Below are 22,155 nucleotides of genomic sequence, written 5' to 3' on the forward strand. Positions count from 1 at the left end.
CGGCCCACCGGCGACCAACACACACCGGCAAACGGGACGTCCGCTATTCGAACGATGGGCGCGATTATCGCGCCGCGCGTGCGCGCTCCGCACACCGCGTCGGACAAACGGCAGCCGGACTGAACGGACCGCTCAAAGCCGTCAAATCGATGAAGAGATCTCTTCAGATTCCATGCCGCGACGCAGCAACCACGGCACCCGGCGCGCGCCGAGTGCGCAAAAACAAGGGCGCCTTGCGGCGCCCTCAGGGTCGATCCGATGACGGAGACGTCAGGCCACGGCCGCGCGGCGCGCGCGCTCCAGGTGGACCAGCAGCAGCGAGATCGCCGCCGGGGTCATGCCGGGGATGCGCTGGGCCTGGCCGATGGTCTGCGGCTGGACGCGTTCGAGCTTCTGCGCCACTTCCAGCGACAGGCCGCGCACGCCGGCGTAGTCGAAGCCAGCCGGGATCGGCGTGCCTTCGTTGCGCTGCTGGCGTTCGATCTCGGTGCGCTGGCGATCCAGGTAGCCGGCGTACTTGACGCTGATCTCCACCTGCTCGGCGACCTGCGCATCGTCCACGCCCGGCCCTAGCGCCGGCACCTGCATCAGCTTGGCGTAGTCCAGCTCGGGGCGCTTGATCAGGTCCAGCGCATTGGTCTCGCGGGTCAGCGCCACGCCGAGCGTGGCGTCCAGTTCGCGGCCCACGTGGTTGCCGGGCGAGGCCCACAGTGCACGCAGGCGCGTGACCTCCTGTTCGACCGCCTCGCGCTTGGTCTCGAAGCGCGACCAGCGCGCGTCACCGACCAGGCCCAGCTCGCGCCCGACCGGCGTCAGGCGCGCGTCGGCGTTGTCTTCGCGCAGCTGCAGGCGGTACTCGGCGCGGCTGGTGAACATGCGGTACGGCTCGGTGGTGCCGTGGGTGATCAGGTCGTCGACCAGCACGCCCAGGTAGGCCTCGTCGCGTCGCGGCGACCAGGCGTCCTTTTCCTGGGTAAAGCGCGCGGCGTTGACGCCGGCCAGCAGGCCCTGCGCGGCCGCCTCCTCGTAGCCGGTGGTGCCGTTGATCTGACCGGCGAAAAACAACCCGGCGACCTGCTTGGTCTCCAGCGAGGTCTTCAGCCCGCGCGGATCGAAGAAGTCGTATTCGATCGCATACCCAGGACGGGTGATGTGCGCGTTTTCAAACCCACGGATCGAACGCACCAGGTCCAGCTGCACGTCGAACGGCAGCGAGGTGGAAATCCCGTTCGGGTAGATCTCGATGACATCCAGGCCTTCGGGTTCGACGAAGATCTGGTGGCTGGCCTTCTCGGCAAAGCGCACCACCTTGTCCTCGATCGACGGGCAGTAGCGCGGGCCGATGCCCTCGATCTGGCCGCTGTACAGCGGCGAGCGGTGCAGCGCGGCGCGGATGATCTCGTGGGTGCGCTCGGTGGTGTGGGTGATCCAGCAGCTGACCTGGGCCGGGTGCTCGGCCACGTGGCCCATGAACGACATCACCGGCAGCGGATCGTCGCCCGGCTGCTCGTCCATGACGCCGTAGTCCAGGGTGCGGCCGTCGATGCGCGGCGGCGTGCCGGTCTTCAGTCGGTCGATGGCGAAGGGCCGCTCGCGCAGGCGCGCAGCCAGCGTGGTCGCCGGCGGGTCGCCCATGCGCCCGGCGGCGTACTGGGTTTCGCCCACGTGGATCTTGCCGGCCAGGAAGGTCCCGGCGGTCAGGACCACGGCCGGGGCGTCGAAACGCAGGCCGGTCTGTGTCACAACCCCGCGCACCGCGTCACCTTCGATCACAAGATCGTCCACGGCGGCCTGGAACAGGGTCAGGTTGGGCTGGGATTCGACGATCCGGCGGATCGCGCTGCGGTACAGCGCGCGGTCGGCCTGGCAGCGGGTGGCGCGCACGGCCGGGCCCTTGGAGGCATTGAGCGTGCGCCACTGGATGCCGGCCAGGTCGGCGGCATGGGCCATCGCCCCGCCCAGTGCGTCGATTTCCTTGACCAGATGGCCCTTGCCGATCCCGCCGATGGCCGGGTTGCAGCTCATTGCGCCCACGGTTTCGATGTTGTGGGTCAACAGCAGCGTGCGCGCGCCGGCACGGGCGGCCGCCAGCGCGGCCTCGGTGCCGGCGTGGCCGCCGCCGATCACGATGACGTCGTAGGAATGGAAGGAAGCGCTCATGACGCGGATTTTCTCATGCGGTGGCGCGGCCGTGGCGGCGAGGGCGCGCGGCTGCGTAAAAGTTGGCACGGCTTCTGCTTAGTACTTCTCGCACCCATCGTGGCAAGCGACTTCGGGCGCCTAAGGCTGGTATTGGAACAGGGGCCAGCCGCTAGCGCACGTTGGGGACGCCGGGGCCGGCAGTCGGGGGACTGTCGGCCCCACTTTTTTCTTCGGGACGATCCGGTGGGATCCCCTGTCGAAATCCATGACGCAAACAACAACGCCCGGCAATGCCGGGCGTTGTTGTTTTTGGGCGCCGACGACCGGCAAGGGCCGGAACAGGGGGGATCCAGATTTCCCCACCGGACGTCGGCATAGAGCTTTGAATGCCTATGCCCGTGTTACGTCATAAAACGACGCAACCGGTCAACGAACGCTAGCTTGCGTGGCACGCACCGCGCGCGCAAGCGTTCAACGCTCGTTGCGGATGGGCCGATTGCGAAAGTGAGACTCCCTTGGCACTGCTGCAGGTGCCGACTGCTGGCGCGGCTGCGACTGCTGGACCGGACGCACCGGTTGCCCACTGCCCTGCACGCGCGGCGACATCGGTCGCGCCGTCGGTGTCGAACGTTCGCCTGGCGGACGGAGACGATCGGGCAGCTGTGGACGCTGACCGTTCTCGCCGCCCACGAACGGCGGACGCGGTCGTCCATCGCCGGGACGACCGGGACGCGGACCACCAGGCGACGGACGGTTCCCACCGCCACCGGCCACCGGCGGCGGACGATGGCCATGGTCGCCATCGTGGCCGTGATCGTGATCGCCACGCGGCGGACGCGGCTGCGGCCGGATCACGTAATAAGGCCGGTTGTAGTAGCCGTAGTAGCCCGGCGAATAGCCGTAGCTGCCATAGCCGCCGTAGTAGCCATACCCGTAGCCGCCGCCAAAACCCGCGCCGTAGCCACCGTAGTAGCCATCGGGATAGGAATATTCATAGGCAGGGCTGCCGCTGTAATAGCCGCCCGGCGCACTGCCGCCGGCGTAGTCGTACGTCGCGCAGCCACCCAGCCCGGTCAGGGCGATGGCGGAAATCAAGAAACGCTTCATGGTGGACCCCCCGGTCTGCACCGACTGATAGTGCACCAGCCTGGGCCCAAGGCATTGAACCCGTGATTAATTCTTGCCCTGGGCTGCATTGGTGTGTCGCCTTTATGCCATGCACGTCGTGAAGGGCATCGGTTAATCTTGGGCCATGCCTGCCCTGCCCTGTTTCGACGACGTCCTCGACGCCGCCGCCCGGATCGCGCCGCACGCGCGCGTGACGCCCGTCCTGACCTCCCGCTCGCTCGATGCGCTGACCGGCGCGCAGCTGTTCTTCAAGGCCGAACACCTGCAACGCAGCGGCGCCTTCAAGTTCCGCGGCGCCTGCAACGCGGTGTTCGCCCTGGATGAAGCCGACGCCGCGCGCGGCGTGGTCACCCATTCCTCCGGCAACCACGGCGGCGCGCTGGCGCTAGCCGCGCGGACCCGTGGGATTCCCTGCCACGTGGTGGTGCCGGAGAACGCGGTCGAGACCAAGCTCGCCGGCATCCGCCGCAACGGCGCCGTCGTGCACCTGTGTGCGCCGACCATCGCCGCGCGTGAGGCGGTCTGCGCCCAGGTCCAGGCCGAGACCGGCGCACACCTGATCCATCCCTACACCAACACCTTCGTCATCGCCGGCCAGGGCACGGCTGCGCTGGAGCTGCTGGGCGAGACCGGCCCGCTGGACGTGGTGATCACGCCAGTCGGCGGCGGTGGCCTGGCCTCGGGCACCACGCTGGCGGTGCGCGCGAAGGCGCCGCAAGCCCAGCTCTGGTTTGCCGAACCCGAGGGCGCGCCCGATACCGCGCGCTCGCTGGCTGCGGGCCGCCTGGAGCTGGACTTCACCCCGGACACGGTCTGCGACGGCCTGCGTGGCACCTTGGGCGAACCCAACTTCGACCTGCTGCGCGACAACGACGTCCGGGTGACGACCGTGTCCGATGCCGACACGCTGGCCGCCATGCGCCTGTTCTGGCAGATCACCAAGCAGACCATCGAGCCCTCCTCGGCGATCGCCCTGGCGCTGGTCCTGGCGCGGCCGCAGGACTTCGCCGGCAAGCGCGTAGGCATCGTGCTGTCGGGCGGCAACGTGGACCTGGCCGCCCTGCCCTGGATGGCGGCCTGAGCCGACGCCGCCGTCGCTGGGGACTATGGGGCTGGTGCTGGCGACTGGCCGCCCTGGTGCTGCTGTGGCTGGCCGGCGTCTCGGCCTACATCATCGGGATCGGCGCGCGTGACCAGGCCGCACCGGCCGACGTGATCATCGTGCTGGGCGCGGCGGCCTATGACGCGCGCCCTTCACCCGTGTTCGAAGAGCGCCTGCGCCACGGCATCGACCTGTACGAACAAGGCCTGGCCACGCGGCTGCTGTTCACCGGCGGCTTCGGCGGCGCCGGTGCGCGCTTTTCCGAATCGCAGGTCGGCCGGCGCTACGCGCTCAAGGAAGGCGTGCCCGAGCGCGCGATCCTGATCGAGACCGTCTCGCGCACCACCCGCCAGAACCTGCAGCAGGCCGCCCTGCTGATGCAGGCCCACGACCTGCACCGGGCGATCATCGTCAGCGACCCGCTGCACATGGCCCGCGCCATGCGTCTGGCGCGCGAGGAAGGCATCGATGCGCTGGCCTCGGCCACGCCGACCAGCCGCTTCCGCACCTTCAGCACGCGCTGGAGGTTCTTCCTGCAGGAGCTGTACTTCTTCCATCGCGACCTGTTCCTGGAAGCGGTCTGACCTGAGCGCTGGTCAGGAAGCATCACGCCGGCGGCGCTATGATCCAGACTCGCCTCCGCTCCTTTCCCAGACGTGCCCATGAAGATCGACGGTACCCGGCGCCAGGATCGCGCCACCGAACTGGTCCTGGCTTATTACACGGCGTTCAACCGCGGCGACCGCAGCGCCATGCTGTCGTTGCTGACCGAGGACGTGGCCCACGATCTGAACCAGGGCCCGCGCGAAACCGGCCGCGAGGCGTTCGTGGCCTTCATGCAGCGCATGGATGGCAGCTACCGCGAGCAGCTGCGCGACATCGTGGTGATGGTCTCGCCCGATGGCGCCCGCGCCAGCGCCGAGTACGTGGTGCATGGCACCTACCTGAAGAGCGACGAGGGCCTGCCCGAAGCCACCGGCCAGACCTACGTGCTGCCCGGCGGGGCGTTCTTCGAGATCCGCGGCGACCAGATCGCGCGCGTGAGCAACTACTACAACCTGCAGGACTGGATCGCGCAGGTCTCGGCCGGCTGATCGCGCCCTGCTGCACTGCACCCGGGCCTCACGCACCGGCATGCGATGCTCGCGCTCCCCGCGCGGCATCCCATCCTTCAGGAGTGTGTTCGATGATCAAGGTCAGCGTGATGTATCCGTACCAGGCCGGCGCGCGGTTCAACCACGAGTACTACGCCAACACACACATGCCGCTGCTCAAGGCGCGCATGGGAGATGCCTGCCTGTACTACACGGTGGACAAAGGCCTGTCCGGCGGCATGCCCGGCAGTGATCCGGCCTACGTGGGCATGTGCCACATCTTCTGCGAGTCGGTGGACAGCTTCAGCGCCGGCTTCGGCCCGCATGCGCAGGAAATCCTGGGCGACATCCCCAACTACACCGACCTTGAGCCGGTGATGCAGATCAGCGAGATCGTGATCGGCCATCCCGGCGCGTGATGTATCCGCGCCGCGGCAGCCCTAACTGCCGCGGCGCCGGATCGGAATGCGGGTCAGCGGCACCGAGGCCACGTCGTGGCCGCCCTGGCGGATCGGGGTGCCGGCTTCCGGTGCCCAGGCGTGCGCATAGATGACTTCCCAGGTGCTGGGCAATTTTCCTTCGGCATTGCGCATCTCCGCGTAGGCCTGCGCGGCGGCGGCGAAGCGGCCTTTGCCGGTCAGCGTCGCGCGGCGCTGGCTGAGGCCGTTGGTGGCGCCGGTGGCCTGCAGGTCGCGCATCAGCGCCGGCAGGTCCGCGTAGGTCAGGACGAACTGGTCGCGATCCAGCACCGGATCGCGAAAACCCGACATCATCAAGGCATCGCCGAACTGCGCGATCTGCGCGAACGGGCTCACGTGCGGCGCGTCATCCACCGCACCGAGCGCTTCGCGCAATTCCACCAGCGTCTGCGGCCCGTAGGTCGAACACAGCAGCAGGCCGCCGGGCTTGAGCACGCGGCGAAACCCCGCGAACACGGCCGGCAGATCTTCCACCCACGGCAGGCACAGGTTGCAGAACAGCACGTCGGCACCGTTATCGGCCAGCGGCAGCGCGCGCGCATCGGCGCCGACGCGGGCGAAGGGCTTCCACCAGCCGGCCTGCTTCTTGGCCTCGCGCAGCATCGGCAACGACACATCCAGCGCGATCACCTGCGCTTTGGGCCAGCGCTTGCGCATCGCCGCGGCGGCGGTGGCCGGGCCGCTGCCCACGTCGAGCACGACCTGCGGGACGCGGTCTTCCAGGTAGTCCAGCGATTCCAGCAGGCGGGTCTCGACCTCGTGCTGGAGCACGGCGGCGCTGGCGTAGGTGTCGGCGGCACGCGAAAACGCGCGACGAATCTGGCGGGAGTCGAACATCGGCATGACGCTATTGTCCGCCAGCGCGCCCGGCGCGGCGACCGCCAGGGCTCAGTCCGCGCGGAACACCGTGTCCAGGAATGGCACCAGCGCCGCTTCGACCTGATCCAGATGCGCCAGGAATGGCGCGTGGCCGCCGCCAGCAATCTCGACGAACCGCGCCTGTGGCACCTGCGCGGCCGCCGCTTCCATCCCGCGCGGATGCACCAGCCGATCGCGCGCGCCGGCGATCCACAGCGACGGCAGGTCCAGGCCCGGCAGCGTGTAGCGCAGGTCGCTGCGCTCCAGCAGCGCCAGCCCGGCCTGCAGCGCGGCCGTGGTCGGCTCGCCGCGGGCGTAGAGCATGCTGCGCAGCGCGCGCAGGGCTTCGCGGCTTTCGGGCGTGCCCAACGTATCCAGGGCGATGAAGCGCTCCAGCGTGCCGCGATAGTCCTGTGCCAGGTCGCGGCCGAACTGGGCGAACACCGCCGGCGCCACCGCATGCGGCCAGTCCGGCGCGGTGGTGAAGCGCGGCACCGATGACACCATCGCCAGCCCGCGCACCTGGCCGGACACCGCCGCGGCTTTCAGCGCGAATAACCCGCCCAGCGACCAGCCCAGCCACGCGGCCGGCGGCGTGACTTCGCAGATCGCCTCGACGCAGGCCTGCAACGTGAGCGGCACCGCGCTGTCGCGGCTGTGCCCATGCCCGGGCAGGTCGACTACATGCAGGGTGAAGCGGTCGGACAGGCGTTCGACCAATGGCCTGAACACACCCCCATGCAGCGCCCAGCCGTGGACGAGTACCAGCGGCGGACCGCGGCCGATCCGTTCGATGGACAGGCTCATGGGACGCTCGGGATGCGACAACACTGCAAGGCCGCGCGCGTGCCGTTCAAGCCACGTCGGCCGCCTGCAGCTGCGGTTCGCGCGCACGGACCAGCGCGTCGACCAGGCCGTCGATTTCCTCGGGCGAGTGCAGCGCCGACAGGGTCACGCGCAGGCGCGCCTTGCCTTCGGGCACGGTCGGCGGGCGGATCGCCGGCACCCAGTAGCCCGATTCCTCCAGCGCCGCCGACCAGGCCAGCGCCTGCGCATCGGCGCCGCACAGCACCGGCTGGATCGGCGTGTCCGAGGCCATCAGGTCCAGCCCGGCGGCGCTGGCGCGGGTGCGGAAGCGTTCGATCAGGCCGGCGAGTTTTTCGCGGCGCCAGTCGTCGCGACGCGCCTGGCGGATCGCCTCGCTGCTGGCCGCGGCCAGGGCCGGCGGCAGCGCGGTGCTGTGCAGGTAGGGACGCGCGGTTTCGGCCAGGTGCTGGATCAGCGCGGCATCGCCCACCACGGCGGCGCCGTAACCGCCCAGCGCCTTGCCCAGCGAGATGACCTGCAGCGGCACTTCCTCCACGCCCAGCCGCGCCTCGGCCACGCTGCCGCGCCCGTTGGGCCCGCGCACGCCGATGCCGTGCGCGTCGTCCACGTACAGCAGCGCCTTCTGCACGCGCGCGACCAGGGCCAGCGCGCGCAGCGGAGCGATGTCGCCGTCCATGCTGAAGACCGCATCGGTAGCCAGCATCGCCGCACCTTCGGGCACGTTGCGCAACTGGCGGATGGCGCCTTCGGCATCGCCGTGCGGATAGCGGCGCAGGCGGCAGCCGGCCAGGCGCGAGGCATCGAGCAGGCTGGCGTGGTTGAAGCGGTCCTGCACGCAGGCATCGCCTTCCTCGCCCAGCAGCGCCTGCTGCACGGCCAGATTGGCCAGGAAGCCATTGCCGAACAGCAGCGCGGCCGGCGCCTGCAGCCAGTCGGCCAACTCGTGCTCCAGCGCCACGTGCGCGGCGTGGTAGCCGCTGACCAGCGCCGAGGCCCCGGCGCCGACGCCATCGCGTCCGGCGGCGTCCTGCAACGCGGTGGTCACCTGGAACTGCTGCGACAGGCCCAGGTAGTCGTTGCTGCAGCACTCGACCAGCCAGCGGCCGTCCACTTCCACGCGCACGCCGTCGCGCCGGGTGACGGTGCGGCGCACGCGCACGCGGTCCTGCGCCACCCGCAGCTTGCGCAGCGACGCGATACGGTCGTGGAGATCGGGGCGGGCCATGGAACGTCCTGTGCATTGGCGAGCGCGCTAGCGTAATTCAGCGCGCGTGGCAGATGACGACCGGCTGGGCGTCTTTTTCATGCCGCATGTCCGCGCGGAAGCGACGGCGCGAATGAAGTTCTGCCGAGGCGGCCTGTTCAGCGGTGCGGCACGGCGCCGCAAGCGCATCCACGCGGCGTGCAGGCGGTAGAGTTGGATCAGGCCAAGGGAATGGACGAGGGCGATCGATCGCATGGAAGCGAAGCGGGTGGACCACTGGTTGCGTCGGGCCGGCCAGCTGCTGCTGGCGCCGCGCTGCCTGGCCTGCGGCGAACCCGGGGCGGACGGACTGGACCTGTGCCGCGCCTGCACCGAGGCCCTGCCCTGGAACCGCGCCGCCTGCCCGCGCTGCGCGCTGCCGACCCCGCACGGCGACCGCTGCGGCGCCTGCCTGCAAGCGCCAACGCCGATGACCGCCACTTACGCCGCATGCGTCTACGGCCTGCCGCTGGATCGGCTGGTGCCGCGCTTCAAGTTCCATCAGGACCTGGCCTGCGGCCGCTTGCTGGCCGAGCTGATGACACGCAGCCTGGCGACGGTCGAACGCCCCGACGCGCTGATCCCCATCCCGCTTCACGCCAGCCGTCTGCGCCAGCGCGGCTACGACCAGGCGCTGGAACTCGCCCGACCGCTGGGGCGTGCGCTGGACTTGCCGCTGCTGGAGCGCGTCCTGATCCGCCAGCGCGAAACCGCGCCGCAGTCCGAACTGGATGCCGCAGCGCGACGCCGCAACCTGCGCGGCGCATTCGCCGTTCAAGCCCGTGACATGCTGCCGGCGCATGTCGCACTGGTGGACGATGTCATGACCACCGGCGCGACGCTCCAGGCGGCCGCACAGGTGTTGTTGCGCGCTGGCGTGCAACGCGTGGATGCCTGGGTCTGCGCGCGATCGCCTTGAAAGCGGATCGATGCGGGCGCGGCTTCATCAGCGGACGGCTTCAGCCGTGAGTCCACATCGACGCCCAATCAGCTCCCACCTTCGCAAGAACTGGATCAGCCCGCAGGCGCCGGCATCACCGGAGGCACGTACGGCAGGGTCAGGCCCAACAGCCACAGCAGGCCGATCACCAGCGGGATGTGCACCAGCAGCTGGATGAAGGTGAAGCCGACGATGTCGCGCGCCTTCAGCCCCAGCACGCCCAGCAGCGGCAGCATCCAGAACGGATTGATCAGGTTGGGCAGCGCTTCGGCCGCGTTGTAGACCTGCACCGCCCAGCCCAGGTGCGACTGCAGTTCGTTCGCCGCCTGCATCACGTACGGCGCTTCGATCAGCCATTTGCCGCCGCCGGAGGGCACGAAGAAGCCCAGCACCGCCGAGTACACGCCCATCACCGCCGGGAACGTGTCCTGCGTAGCCACGTGCACGAACAGCTGCGAAAGGTGGTGCGCCAGCGTGTCGCCATCGGCGCCCTTGGCGCCGGTGAGGATCATCGCGATGCCACCGTACAGCGGGAACTGGATCAGCACGCCGGTGGTACTGGGCACGGCCTTGGCCACCGCGTTGAGGAAGCTGCGCGGCCGCCAGTGCAGCAGCAGGCCCAGCGCCAGGAACAGGAAGTTGTAGGTGTTGAGGTTGGCGATCGCGGTGATCACCGGCTTGGCCGCGAACTCGCTCGCCAGCCAGCCGAAGGCCAGCAGCGAGAGCAGCACGGTCAGCAGCGGGCTGTATTCCAGCCACTCGCCCGGACGGGTACGCGGCGGCAGCTCGGCCTTGGCCTCGGAGGCCACGGCCTCGTCGAAATCGGCCACGGTGCGCGCGGCCGTGCCGGTCGGCGCGGTGAACCAGCAGATCAGCAGCGACACCCCGATCAGCACCGCGGTCAGCACGATCGACTGCCACAGGAAGATGGTTTCGGTGAAGGGCAGCACGCCGGTGATTTCCAGCAGGCCCGGCGGCATGGAGGCCGGGTTGGCCTGCAGCTGCGCGGCCGAGGAACTCAGGCCCATCGCCCACACCGCGCCCAGGCCCAGATAAGCTGCGGCACCGGCAGCGCGATAGTCCATCTTCAGATCGGTGCGCCGCGCCAGCGCGCGCACCAGCAGGCCGCCGAACACCAGCGAGAAGCCCCAGCTCAGCAGCGAGGCCAGCATGCTGACCAAGCCGACATAGACGATCGCCCCGCGCCCGCTGCGCGGCACTTTCGCCAGCTGGTCGATGAAGCGCGCCACGATCGGCGCGGTCGCCACCGCGTAGCCGCCGATGACCACGAAGGCCATCTGCATGGTGAAGGGAATCAGGCTCCAGAAGCCGCCGCCGAAGGCCTCAGCCGTCGCCTTTGGCGTGGCGCCGGCCAGCATCGCGGCGATCGCCACGATGACCACGCCCAGCACCGCGAACACATACGCGTCAGGGAACCACTTCTCTGCCCAGGCCGCGCTGCGCAACGCCGCGCGCGCCATCACCCCCTGCTTGCCCGCTTGCGTCGCTGCCATGGCCCGTCTCCCTGTGCGGTCTCAGCCGCATTGTGGGAACGCAGGCCACGCGGGTCTGCTGGACCTTGGTCTAGGCTGGAATCGAGCGATGCCGGCCGGAACTGCAACCGTTGGGGCCCCATTCCGGTGTGGGAGCTGCAACTTGCGCGGCTGTGCTTGTGGGAGCTGCTTCAGCAGTGATGAGGCTTTATCAGGAAAGCCATCGCTGCTGAAGCAGACTCACACATCCAGACGATCAGGGCTTCAGCAGCTGATCAACCACGATGCCGACGAACACCGCCGCGCCCACCCAGTTGTTGTGCAGGAACGCGCGGAAACACGGCCCGCGTTCGCGACCGCGGCACAGCCAGAATTCGTACACCACCAGCAGCACGCCAACCGCCAACGCGAGGTCGTAATACAGCCCCAATCCGGCCTGCCGTCCGACCAGCCACAGCGTGACGAACACCAGCGCGTACAGCACGCCCTGGATCACCAGATCCAGATCGCCGAACAGGATCGCGGTGGACTTGGAACCGGCGCGGATGTCGTCCTCGCGATCGACCATCGCATACCAGGTGTCGTACGCCGTGGCCCACAGGATGTTGGCCGCATACAGCAGCCAGGCCAGCGGCGGCACTTCGCCCTGCACGGCCGCGAAGGCCATCGGAATCCCGAAGCCGAACGCCAGGCCCAGATAGACCTGCGGCAGGTAGGTATAGCGCTTCAGATACGGATAGCTGGCCGCCAGGAACGCCGCGATCACGCTCAGGCCCAGGGTCAGCCGATTCATCGTCGCCACCAGCGCCAGCGCGACCAGCATCAGCACCACGAACACCCACAGCGCTTCGCGCCCGGTCACCTGCCCGGACGCCAACGGCCGGTCCTTGGTGCGCTCCACCTTCGGATCCAGCCAGCGGTCGGCGTAATCGTTGATCACGCAGCCCGCCGAACGCGTCAGCCACACGCCCAGCGTGAACACCACCAGCGTCCACCAAGGCGGCATGCCGCCGGCCGCCAGCCACAGCGCCCACCAGGTCGGCCACAGCAGCAGCAGCACGCCGATCGGCCGGTCACCACGGACCAGCTTCCAGTACAGCTGCAGGCGCCCGGGCGGCTGCACCAGCGGCGCGTCGAATCGTTCGTAACTCATGCAGGAAAGGGTAGCAGGCGGACCGCAGTCCGAGATGCCTGTGGGAGCCGTTTCAGCGGCGATGAGGCTTTACCGATAAGACCCATCGCCGCTGAAGCGGCTCCCACAAGACTTCTCTAGCTTCAAAGAAAAACGGCGCCTCCCGGCGCCGTTTTCTGCGTGTCCTGCTAGCAACAGGATCAGGCGTTCGCGCCGCCCGACTTGTACTCGTAGTACCCGTAGCTGTAATAGCCGGTGGCGCGCTTTTCGACCGCGTTGAAGATCGCACCCTTGATGTGCACGCCGTTCTGCTCGAAGCGCTTCTTGGTCAGCATCAACTCCTTGGGCTGGTTCAGGCCGAAGCGCGTCACCAGCAGCGACGAACCTGCCTGCTGCCCGACGATGGCCGCATCGGTCACTGCCAGGATCGGCGGCGTATCGATGATGACCAGGTCGTACTGCGAGGCCAGCGATTCCAGCAGCTGGGTGAAACGCGGGTGCATCAACAGCTCGGACGGATTCGGCGGGATCTCGCCGCGGGTCATGTAGTGCATGTTCGGCACGCGATCCATGATGTGGATCGCCGAGGCAGCGTCGGCCTTGCCGACCAGCACGTCGGACAGGCCATTGCCCGGCACCACGCCCAGTACCTTGTGCAGCGTGCCCTTGCGCATGTCCGCGTCGATGACCAGCACCTTCTGCCCGGCCTGGGCGATCACCGCCGCCAGGTTGGCCGAAACGAAGGTCTTACCGACGCCCGGACGCGGTCCGGAAATCATCAGCACATTGTTCTTCGCTTCCAGCATCGCGAAATGCAGGCTGGTACGCAGGCTGCGCATGGCCTCGACCGCAAGATCCGCCGGTGCGTTCACTGCAAGCAGGTGGTGGCGTCCGGTGCCGCCCGTACGACGGCTGCGCTTGGCGATGTCCTGCACATCCTTGGAATCGCTGAGCGGGATCGCCGCGTACACCGGCAAGCCCAGTTCTTCGATCTGCGAGGGCTCCTCGATGCCCGGATTCATGATCCGGCGCAGGAACACCAGGCCCACGGCCAGGAAGCCACCGAGCAGCGTGCCCACCAGCACGATCAGCGGACGGCGCGGTTTGACCGGGCTGGTCACGTCCACGGCGGCCGGATCGATGATGCGCACGTTGCCGACCGTGCCGGCACGGGCCACGTCCAGCTGCTGGGCCTGGTTGAGCAGCGCGGTGTACAGCTCGTTGCTGACCTGCAGGTCACGGGTCAGGCGCAGCAGTTCCTGCTGGGTGTCCGGCAGCTCGCCCACTTGCTTGTTGAAGCCGGCCTTGCGCGATTCCAGTTCACCGATCTGCTTCATCAGCGCGCGGTAGGCCGGGTGCTCCCTGGTGAAGCTGCGGTCCATCTCGGCCTGCTGCATGTGCAGCTGCTGGATGCTGGTTTCCACCGCGACCTGCTGCTCCAGCAGGCCTTTGGTCTGCATGGTGATGTCAACCGACTTGGCCTTGGTCTGGTAGGCGTTCATCGCCGCCTGTGCCGCCTCGACCTGCTTGCGCACTTCCAGCAGCTGGTCCTTGACGAACTTCAGCTGCGAGGACACTTCGGCGGAGTTGCGGTCCACCTTCCGGCGACCATAAGCCTCCACTACATCCTAAAGAAACTGTCCAGAAAATTCCGTGCTATTACTTTCGTAAATTAGTTTCAGTATGCTGGACTCTTTGCCCTTTTTAGAAGACTTGATCGAACCTTGCAAAGGTGCCACCACATTCAACCAACGCTGCTTGCTCGCGCTGGATCGACTACCGGATTGGCGACAAGCGACGCGAGCAGGATGCTTACATGACAATCATAACAATGAAGCTCGCTTTCAACAGAACGAGCGCTCCAGGAGGCAAATTCCCGAAGGCCGACTCTATCAGCGGGACGCTATCGCGCAACGCGCCACCACGTCATGTATTTGAAGCTTTTCGGAGCCTTAGCGAAGCGATGAATGCTTAGTTAATGAGACCTATGCCATTGACGGGCGTCTTTCGGAAACCTGATTTCGGCTGCACGGGAATTGGTAGATACAGGGCTTAGCTTCCCAACATTTCACCCGTTAGACTTATGGATCAATGTTCGGTCACGGCCGGACTCCTCATATCTGGAAGTTGATACATGCCAACATGGCTCGTCACCGGCGGCGCCGGTTTCATTGGTGGGAATTTCGTGCTTGAGGCCGTCGGCCAGGGCGTCCGTGTCATCACGCTGGATGCGCTGACCTACGCGGGCAACCTGGACACGCTGGCCTCGCTTGAGGGCAATCCGAACCACGTGTTCGCACAGGGCGATATCGGCGACAGCGCGCTGGTCAGCGAGCTGCTGGCCAAGTACAGGCCGGACGCAGTCCTGAATTTTGCGGCCGAAAGCCACGTGGATCGCTCGATCGACGGGCCCGGCGCGTTCATCCAGACCAATGTCGTCGGCACGCTGGGCCTGCTGGAAGCGGTACGCGACTACTGGAAGGCGCTGCCCGAGCCGGCCAAGTCCGCGTTCCGCTTCCTGCACGTGTCCACCGATGAGGTCTACGGCTCGCTGGGCGACACCGGCAAGTTCACCGAAGAAACGCCGTATGCGCCCAACTCGCCGTATTCGGCGTCCAAGGCGGCTTCTGACCATCTGGTGCGCGCGTTCCACCACACCTACGGGTTGCCGGTGCTGACCACCAACTGCTCGAACAATTACGGCCCGTACCACTTCCCGGAAAAGCTCATCCCGCTGGTGATCGCCAAGGCGCTGGCCGGCGAGCCGCTGCCGGTGTACGGCGATGGCAAGAACGTGCGCGACTGGCTGTTCGTTAGCGACCACTGCAGCGCGATCCGCACGGTGCTGGCCAAGGGCCAGGTCGGCGAGACCTACAACGTCGGTGGCAATGCCGAGCGTCAGAACATCGAAGTCGTGCAGGCCATCTGCGCGCTGCTGGACCAGCGTCGTCCGCGCGAGGATGGCCAGCCGCGCAGCAACCAGATCACCTATGTCACCGATCGCCCGGGTCACGATCGCCGCTATGCGATCGATGCGACCAAGCTGAAGGAACAACTGGGCTGGGAGCCGCAGCACACCTTCGAAGAAGGCATCGCCACCACCGTCGACTGGTACTTGGACAACCAGGCCTGGGTGCAGCGCGTGCTGGACGGCAGCTATCGCATGGAACGTATCGGCACCTCGGCCTGAGCACGGGAGCAATCACATGAAGCAACGCAAGGGCATCATCCTGGCCGGCGGCTCGGGCACGCGCCTGTATCCATTGACCCAGGCGATCAGCAAGCAGCTGCTGCCGGTCTACGACAAGCCGATGATCTACTACCCGCTCAGCGTGCTGATGCTGGCGGGCATCCGCGAGGTGTTGATCATCAACACGCCGCACGAGCAGGCGCTGTTCAAAGCGCTGCTGGGCGATGGTTCGCAGTGGGGCATGAAGATCGAATATGCCGTGCAGCCGAGCCCGGACGGGCTGGCGCAGGCGTTCCTGATCGGGCGTGAGTTCCTCGACGGGGCGCCGAGCTGCCTGGTGCTGGGCGACAACATCTTCCACGGCCACGGCCTGACCGAGCTGCTGGCGCGCGCCGATGCGCGCGAACACGGTGCGACGGTGTTCGGCTATTACGTGCGCGATCCGGAGCGCTACGGCGTGGCCGAATTCGATGCGCAGAACCGTGTGATCGGCCTGGAAGAAAAGCCTGCGAAGCCGCGCTCCAACTACGCAGTGACCGGCCTGTACTTCTACGACGAGAAGGTCTGCGACTACGCTGCCAGCCTGCAGCCCTCGCCGCGTGGTGAGTTGGAGATCACCGATCTCAACAAGCTGTATCTGGACCAGGGCGACCTGCATCTGGAGCCGCTGGGCCGCGGCTATGCGTGGCTGGACACCGGCACGCACCGTTCGCTGCTGGAGGCTTGCACCTTTATCGAGACGGTCGAGGCCCGCCAGGGCCTGCGCGTGTGCTGCCCGGAGGAGATCGCCTACGTCAGCGGCTGGATCGACGACGCGCAGCTTGAAGCGCTGGCCGCGCCGCTGGTCAAGAGTGGCTATGGCGAGTACCTGCTGTCCCTGCGCGAGCGAAAGGTCATCCTGTGAAAGTCATTGAAACCGCCCTGCCCGGCTGCACCATCCTTGAGCCGGCGGTGTTCGGCGACGAGCGCGGGTTCTTCATGGAGACCTGGAACGCGGCGCGCTTTGGCGAGCTCGGCCTGCCGGATCGCTTCGTGCAGAGCAACGTCTCGTCCTCGTCCAAGGGCGTGCTGCGTGGCCTGCATTACCAGTGGCCCAATCCGCAGGGCAAGCTGGTCAGCGTGCTGGAAGGCGAGGTCTACGATGTGGCCGTCGACGTCCGTCGTGACTCACCGCATTTCGGCCAGTGGACTGCAGTGGTGCTGAGCGCGGAGAACAAGCGCCAGTTCTGGATTCCTGAAGGGTTCGCGCACGGGTTTGCGGTGCTCTCCGAGCGCGCGCTTTTCAGCTACATGTGCACGAACGTCTACGACAAGGCCGCCGACGCCAGCGTGCGTTGGGATGACCCGGCCATCGGCATCGATTGGCCGATCGGCAACCCGAACCTGTCGGAAAAGGATGCAAAGGCGCCACTGCTGGCGGAAGTCGCTGCCGAACGCCTGCCGGTCTACACCGCATGAAGCTGCTGGTCCTGGGAGGCAACGGCCAGGTCGGCTTTGAGTTGCTGCGTGCGTTGAAGCCGCTGGGCGAGGTCGTCGCGACCACACGCACCGGCGTGCTGGAAGACGGCACGCCCTGCGAGGTCGCTGACTTCGATCAGCCGCAGACGTTGGCCGCGCTGGTCGATCGCATCGCACCGGACGTGGTGGTCAACGCCGCAGCCTGGACTGCGGTGGACAAGGCCGAAACCGAGCAGGCCGCTGCAGCCCGCGCCAACGCCGAGGCACCGGCTGTGTTGGCCCGGGCCTGTGCCGCGCGCGGTGCGCTGCTGGTGCACTACTCGACGGACTACGTGTTCCCGGGCGATGGCAGCGTGCCGTATCGCGAGGACGATGCCACCGCGCCGCTGGGCGTGTATGGCGCCACCAAGCTGGCCGGTGAGGACGCGATCCGCGCTTCCGGCGCGCGCCACATGATCTTCCGCACCGCGTGGGTGTATGCGGCGCGTGGCGGCAACTTCCTGCGCACGATGCTGCGCGTGGGCGCACAGCGTGACCAGCTGGGCGTGGTAGCCGATCAGGTCGGCACGCCGACACCGGCATGGCTGATCGCCGATGCCACGGCCGCGGCCATCGCCAACACGGGAGGCAAGTCCGGCACCTGGCATCTGACCGCCAGCGGTGTCACCAGCTGGCACGGATTCGCCGAGGCGATCTTTGCCGATGCCGTGCAGCGCGGGCTGCTGGAGCGCGCGCCACACGTGGCCGCAATCACCACGGCAGAATACCCGACCCCCGCCAAGCGTCCGGCCTATTCCTGCCTGGACAATACGCGCTTCCAGCATGATTTCGGCTTCAAACTCCCGCAATGGGAAGCCGGGCTGCAGCACGTGATGGGCGAACTGTCGGCGTAAGTCGCCCTTTGTTGGAGCGCTGGTCTGCCTCGCACAGATCAGCCGATCTGTGCGAGTAGCGTTTTCCAGCGTGTGGGCCTTGGCTTCCGCGCGTCGACATCAGCGCTGGCGCCTGAACAGCACGGCGAGCCACGTTGGATAGGCGGCGTTCGGCCATGCTTCTAGACTATGGGTCCGTGCCTTGGGCGATGCCTGCATGACGGATGCGCGATGTCATGCAGGCCCGGCCTCGGGACGCGCCCTCTTTTTCCAGTGAGTCTTCGCCATGACCCTGCCTTCCACGACCGCCGCCATTGCGATCAACGACACCGTCTCCATCGGCAACAACGCGCCGTTCGTGCTGTTCGGTGGGCTCAACGTGCTGGAGGATCTGGATTCCACGCTGTTCGCCGCCGAGGCGTACAAGCGGGTGACCGACAAGCTGGGCATTCCGTATGTGTTCAAGGCCTCGTTCGACAAGGCCAACCGGTCGTCGATCAATTCCTATCGCGGTGTCGGGCTGGAAGAAGGCATCCGCATCTTTGAGGAAGTGAAGCGCCAGCTGGGCGTGCCGCTGATCACCGACGTGCACGAGGTCGCGCAGGCCGCGCCGGTGGCCGAAGTCGTGGATGTGCTGCAGATCCCGGCGTTCCTGGCGCGGCAGACTGACCTGGTGGCAGCGATCGGCCGCACTGGCGCTGCGGTGAACATCAAGAAGCCGCAGTTCATGAGCCCCACGCAGATCAAGCACATCGTCAGCAAGCTGCGCGAGACTGGTAACGAACGCATCATCCTGTGCGAGCGTGGCGCGCAGTTCGGCTACGACAACCTGGTGGTGGACATGCTGGGCTTCCGCGAGATGGCCGAATCCACCGGCGGCTTGCCGGTGATCTTCGACGTGACCCACAGCCTGCAACGCCGCGATGCCGGTAGCGAAGCATCGGGCGGCCGTCGTCGCCAGGTGCTGGAACTCGCTCGTGCGGGCATGGCCGTGGGCCTGGGCGGCTTGTTCTTGGAGGCGCATCCGGATCCGGACCACGCACGTTGCGATGGTCCGAGCGCGTTGCCGCTGGCGGCGTTGGAGCCGTTCCTGACGCAGATCAAGGCAATCGACGATCTGGTGAAGGGCTTCGCGCCGCTCGAGATCCACTGAGATTTGGTGCTCAGACGCGATGCACCGATTGATTGGTCCATTGCATGTCGCCTGATGGCATGGAGTTGGGGCACCTGCAGCTGCGGTAAGGATTCAGTTTCCAATCCTCCACCAAGGCGACGATGCAGTCCGGGTCGGGTCGATAGCATCGACGCCGGTTCAGCATTTTCTCCGAGAACAAGAACGGCGCCTCGGGCGCCGTCCTTGTAACGCAATGCCAGGCTGGCTCAGCTTGCGCCACTAGGCTTGTACTCGTAATAGCCATAGCTATAAAAGCCGGTCGCCCGTTTCTCGACCGCGTTGAAAATCGCCCCCTTCAGGTAGACGCCGCTCTGCTGGAAGCGCTTCTTGGTCAGCAGCACTTCCTTGGGCTGATTGAGGCCAAAGCGCGTGACCAACAACGACGAACCTGCGTGCTGGCCCACGATGCCCGCGTCGGTGACCGCAAGGATCGGCGGGGTGTCGATGATCACCAGATCGTACTGCGAGGACAGCGAGTTCATCAGCTCGGTGAAACGCGGATGCATGAGCAGCTCGGACGGATTCGGAGGAATGTCGCCGCGGGTCATGTAGTACATGTTCGGAACGTTCTGCAGGGGCCGGATGACCGCGATCGCCTGGGCTTTGCCCACCAGCACATCAGACAAGCCGACACCCGGCACGACGTCCAGCACCTTGTGCAGGGCGCCCTTGCGCATGTCGGCGTCGATTACCAGCACACGTTGGCCCGCCTGCGCCACCACCGCAGCAAGGTTCGCGGAGACGAAGGTCTTGCCGACACCTGGTCGCGGTCCTGAGATCATCAGGATGTTGTTCTTCGCTTCCAGCATGGCGAAATGCAGGCTGGTGCGCAGGCTGCGAATGGCTTCGACCGCCAGATCTGTCGGCGCATTGACCGCCAAGAGGTGGTGGCGCGAACCGCCGCCGGTGCGTCGCCGGCGTTTGCTGTTTGCGAAATCCTGCACCTCCTTGACATCGCTCAGCGGGATCGCCGCATAGACCGGCAGGCCCAGATCCTCCAGCTGCGAAGGTTCCTCGATGCCCGGATTCAGCACCCGGCGCAGGAACACCAGGCCCACGGCCACCAGGCCGCCGAACAGTGTCCCGGCCATCACGATCAGCAACCGCCGCGGCTTGACCGGGCTGGTCGAATCGACGGCGGCGGCATCGATGATGCGCACGTTGCCCACGGTGCCCGCACGGGCCACGTCCAACTGCTGAGCCTGGTTGAGCAGCGCGGTGTACAGCTCGTTGCTGACCTGCAGGTCGCGGGTCAGGCGCAGCAGTTCCTGCTGAGTATCGGGCAGCTCGCCGACCTGCTTGTTGAAACCGGCCTTGCGCCCCTCCAGCTCGCCGATCTGGCGCATCAACGCCCGGTAGGCCGGGTGTTCCTTGGTAAAGCTGCGATCCATCTCGGCCTGCTGCATGTGCAGCTGCTGGATGCTGGTCTCCACCGCCACCTGCTGCTCCAGCAGGCCTTTGGTCTGCAGGGTGATGTCGACCGAATTGGCCTTGGTCTGGTAAGCATTCATCTTGGCCTGAGCGGCCTCGACCTGCTTGCGCACCTCAGGCAGCTGGTCCCTCACGAATTGCAGCTGCGAGGATGCCTCGGCCGAGTTGCGGTCCACGTTCTGGCGCACGTAGGCCTCGGCCACGTCCTGCAGGAAGGCGCCGGCAAACGCAGGATCCCTGTTCTCGTAGGTGAGCTGCAGGATTCCGGACTCCTTGCCCTGCTCCAGTACCTTGACCTGGCCCTGCATCGAGGTGACCACATTCAGGCGGCGCCGTTGGGTCACGTTAAACTGGGTGCCCGGATTGGCGGCCAGCGCGGCCACCAGCAGGTTTACGCCATGGCCCGACGCGGGTTCGCCGACCTTGCCGCGCAGCAGCAGCCGCCCTACGCCATCCTGCAAGATGAAACTGCCGGGCGCGGTACCCACCTCCAGTCGCATCCTGGCATCGCGCATGGCATCAGGCACGGTGAGCCGCTCGATCTCGATCCGCTCGCCGCCCCAGCCGTACTGGCGCAGGCCGAACACCGGCGCGGCCAGCGCACCCTCGGTGGCCGGCTTGAAGCGGCGGGCCAGGAAGTCGCCCAAGACCGGAAAACGCTTGGCATCGGCCTGGGTCTCCAGCTTGAGCTTGTCCACCGCAGTGCCCACGACCGCGCGCGAGGTGATCAGCGCAATCTCGGTGGTGGCCTGCGAACTGCTGGTCTCCACGCCCAGGGAGGACAGGTCCGACAGGCCCGGGATGGTGGGCGCGGTGGACTCGACCTGGACCATCGCCTGGGCCCGAAAGATCGGCGTGGCGATCACCGCATAGGCCACGCTTGCCAAGAAGAACATCGCGATAATGCCAACGATCCACCACTTGTGGTCCACCAATACGCCCAGCAGCTGGCGCAGATCGATTTCGTCCTCGTCCCGGGACATGCCGGCGGTGGGGTCATTGCTCATGTGATGCGTCTCTCGGCAGTTCGGTCAACGTGGGGCGCGCATCAGCGCAGGTAAGGCAACCAGCTGGCGACGCTGGCGTCGAGCTCGCTATAGACATGTTCGAAGGCGGCGCGCGACTTGCGATAAGGGTCGGGGATCTCGCAAGATCCGCGCCACTTACCGGCCAGAAAGGTCTTGCCGCTGAATTGCGGCGCCTCGCGCAGGATCTGCTCGTGGTGGTGGCGCTCCATCACCAGTATCAGGTCGGCGGCGGCCAGCAGGTCGGGGGTCAGCTGGCGGGCACGGTGCGCGCTGCCGTCCAGCCCATGCATGCCGAGCAGCTCGGCAGCCTTGGCGTCCAGTGGGTGGTCCACCAGCGCGTGCAGGCCCGCAGACCCGACCTTGAGCTCGGGTCGGGCATGGCGCAGCAACACCTCAGCGGTCGGGCTCCGGCAGATGTTGCCGACGCACACGAACAAGACCTTCCGGAACACGTGCCGATTTACTCCCCCTGCTACCCGTCGCACATCGCAAGACAGGCATCGATGTCAAGCATACTTCAGACCTGCAAGGACAAAAGCGCTTTCGAAGCAATTCGCCTTTGG

At 66.9% G+C, this 22,155-nt stretch carries 20 protein-coding genes; 10 read left to right on the plus strand and 10 right to left on the minus strand.

Going from position 1 to position 22,155, the window contains the following annotated elements:
* Nucleotides 1–270: 270 nt before the first annotated feature.
* Both mnmG and BMZ17_RS19335 read right to left on the minus strand, forming a co-directional pair.
* Nucleotides 271–2,160: a tRNA uridine-5-carboxymethylaminomethyl(34) synthesis enzyme MnmG gene (mnmG, locus tag BMZ17_RS19330; RefSeq protein WP_093143548.1), complete on the minus strand. Its 1,890-nt coding sequence runs from the start codon at nucleotides 2,158–2,160 to the stop codon at nucleotides 271–273.
* A 453-nt stretch (nucleotides 2,161–2,613) separates the two neighbouring features.
* Nucleotides 2,614–3,249 (minus strand): hypothetical protein, encoded by a 636-nt coding sequence (locus BMZ17_RS19335; RefSeq protein ID WP_175485682.1) that lies wholly within the window; start codon nucleotides 3,247–3,249, stop codon nucleotides 2,614–2,616.
* 145 nt (nucleotides 3,250–3,394) lie between these two features.
* Here BMZ17_RS19335 and BMZ17_RS19340 point away from each other — a divergent pair, with 145 nt between their 5' ends.
* The 4 genes from BMZ17_RS19340 (at nucleotide 3,395) to BMZ17_RS19355 (ending at nucleotide 5,885) form a co-directional block, all read left to right on the plus strand.
* Entirely contained in the window at nucleotides 3,395–4,351 is a 957-nt protein-coding gene (locus BMZ17_RS19340) for a pyridoxal-phosphate dependent enzyme (protein WP_093143553.1), read from the plus strand.
* A complete protein-coding gene (locus BMZ17_RS19345; protein ID WP_093143556.1) occupies nucleotides 4,336–4,956 on the plus strand; it encodes a YdcF family protein in 621 nt (206 codons plus the stop codon). The genes BMZ17_RS19340 and BMZ17_RS19345 overlap by 16 nt, the downstream gene beginning before the upstream one ends.
* Nucleotides 4,957–5,034: 78 nt before the next feature.
* Complete coding sequence (locus tag BMZ17_RS19350) at nucleotides 5,035–5,466, plus strand: ketosteroid isomerase-related protein (protein ID WP_093143559.1); 432 nt, start codon at nucleotides 5,035–5,037, stop codon at nucleotides 5,464–5,466.
* Between the two features lie 92 nt (nucleotides 5,467–5,558).
* Entirely contained in the window at nucleotides 5,559–5,885 is a 327-nt protein-coding gene (locus tag BMZ17_RS19355) for an EthD family reductase (protein WP_093143563.1), read from the plus strand.
* A gap of 21 nt (nucleotides 5,886–5,906) precedes the next feature.
* Here BMZ17_RS19355 and bioC read toward each other — a convergent pair whose 3' ends face one another.
* From bioC to bioF, 3 genes are read right to left on the minus strand one after another with little or no spacing between them, the layout of a single operon-like run.
* Nucleotides 5,907–6,788 (minus strand): malonyl-ACP O-methyltransferase BioC, encoded by an 882-nt coding sequence (bioC, locus tag BMZ17_RS19360; RefSeq protein ID WP_093143566.1) that lies wholly within the window; start codon nucleotides 6,786–6,788, stop codon nucleotides 5,907–5,909.
* Nucleotides 6,789–6,833: 45 nt separating this feature from the next.
* Nucleotides 6,834–7,604 (minus strand): pimeloyl-ACP methyl ester esterase BioH, encoded by a 771-nt coding sequence (bioH, locus tag BMZ17_RS19365; RefSeq protein ID WP_093144002.1) that lies wholly within the window; start codon nucleotides 7,602–7,604, stop codon nucleotides 6,834–6,836.
* Nucleotides 7,605–7,656: 52 nt separating this feature from the next.
* Nucleotides 7,657–8,856, minus strand: coding sequence for an 8-amino-7-oxononanoate synthase (gene bioF, locus BMZ17_RS19370; protein WP_093143575.1), 1,200 nt, complete (start codon nucleotides 8,854–8,856; stop codon nucleotides 7,657–7,659).
* Nucleotides 8,857–9,088: 232 nt separating this feature from the next.
* On the opposite strand from bioF, the gene BMZ17_RS19375 reads away from it, so the two are divergent.
* Nucleotides 9,089–9,793 (plus strand): ComF family protein, encoded by a 705-nt coding sequence (locus BMZ17_RS19375; RefSeq protein WP_093143579.1) that lies wholly within the window; start codon nucleotides 9,089–9,091, stop codon nucleotides 9,791–9,793.
* Nucleotides 9,794–9,888: 95 nt separating this feature from the next.
* Here BMZ17_RS19375 and BMZ17_RS19380 read toward each other — a convergent pair whose 3' ends face one another.
* From BMZ17_RS19380 to BMZ17_RS19390, 3 genes are all read right to left on the minus strand, one after another.
* Nucleotides 9,889–11,328 carry a short-chain fatty acid transporter gene (locus tag BMZ17_RS19380; RefSeq protein WP_175485683.1) on the minus strand — a complete coding sequence of 480 codons (1,440 nt, stop codon included), beginning with the start codon at nucleotides 11,326–11,328 and terminating at the stop codon, nucleotides 9,889–9,891.
* A 235-nt stretch (nucleotides 11,329–11,563) separates the two neighbouring features.
* Nucleotides 11,564–12,460: a 4-hydroxybenzoate octaprenyltransferase gene (gene ubiA / locus BMZ17_RS19385; RefSeq protein WP_093143582.1), complete on the minus strand. Its 897-nt coding sequence runs from the start codon at nucleotides 12,458–12,460 to the stop codon at nucleotides 11,564–11,566.
* A 179-nt stretch (nucleotides 12,461–12,639) separates the two neighbouring features.
* Nucleotides 12,640–14,037 carry a polysaccharide biosynthesis tyrosine autokinase gene (locus BMZ17_RS19390; RefSeq protein WP_254775465.1) on the minus strand — a complete coding sequence of 466 codons (1,398 nt, stop codon included), beginning with the start codon at nucleotides 14,035–14,037 and terminating at the stop codon, nucleotides 12,640–12,642.
* Nucleotides 14,038–14,573: 536 nt separating this feature from the next.
* On the opposite strand from BMZ17_RS19390, the gene rfbB reads away from it, so the two are divergent.
* The 5 genes from rfbB (at nucleotide 14,574) to kdsA (ending at nucleotide 19,112) form a co-directional block, all read left to right on the plus strand.
* Complete coding sequence (gene rfbB / locus BMZ17_RS19395; protein ID WP_093143612.1) at nucleotides 14,574–15,629, plus strand: dTDP-glucose 4,6-dehydratase; 1,056 nt, start codon at nucleotides 14,574–14,576, stop codon at nucleotides 15,627–15,629.
* A gap of 16 nt (nucleotides 15,630–15,645) precedes the next feature.
* Nucleotides 15,646–16,533, plus strand: coding sequence for a glucose-1-phosphate thymidylyltransferase RfbA (rfbA, locus tag BMZ17_RS19400; RefSeq protein WP_093143616.1), 888 nt, complete (start codon nucleotides 15,646–15,648; stop codon nucleotides 16,531–16,533).
* Nucleotides 16,530–17,087 (plus strand): dTDP-4-dehydrorhamnose 3,5-epimerase, encoded by a 558-nt coding sequence (gene rfbC / locus BMZ17_RS19405; protein ID WP_093143620.1) that lies wholly within the window; start codon nucleotides 16,530–16,532, stop codon nucleotides 17,085–17,087. The genes rfbA and rfbC overlap by 4 nt, the downstream gene beginning before the upstream one ends.
* A complete protein-coding gene (gene rfbD, locus BMZ17_RS19410; RefSeq protein ID WP_093143623.1) occupies nucleotides 17,084–17,980 on the plus strand; it encodes a dTDP-4-dehydrorhamnose reductase in 897 nt (298 codons plus the stop codon). Before rfbC ends, rfbD begins: the two co-directional genes overlap by 4 nt.
* Before the next feature lie 265 nt (nucleotides 17,981–18,245).
* Nucleotides 18,246–19,112, plus strand: coding sequence for a 3-deoxy-8-phosphooctulonate synthase (kdsA, locus tag BMZ17_RS19415; RefSeq protein ID WP_093143626.1), 867 nt, complete (start codon nucleotides 18,246–18,248; stop codon nucleotides 19,110–19,112).
* 227 nt (nucleotides 19,113–19,339) lie between these two features.
* Here kdsA and BMZ17_RS19420 read toward each other — a convergent pair whose 3' ends face one another.
* A complete protein-coding gene (locus BMZ17_RS19420; protein WP_093143629.1) occupies nucleotides 19,340–21,571 on the minus strand; it encodes a polysaccharide biosynthesis tyrosine autokinase in 2,232 nt (743 codons plus the stop codon).
* Between the two features lie 41 nt (nucleotides 21,572–21,612).
* The gene (locus BMZ17_RS19425; protein ID WP_093143631.1) at nucleotides 21,613–22,044 is read right to left on the minus strand and encodes a low molecular weight protein-tyrosine-phosphatase; all 432 of its coding nucleotides are present in this window, start codon (nucleotides 22,042–22,044) and stop codon (nucleotides 21,613–21,615) included.
* Between the last annotated feature and the right edge of the window lie 111 nt (nucleotides 22,045–22,155).

The organism is Pseudoxanthomonas sp. GM95, assembly GCF_900109775.1.
Lineage (GTDB): Bacteria > Pseudomonadota > Gammaproteobacteria > Xanthomonadales > Xanthomonadaceae > Pseudoxanthomonas_A.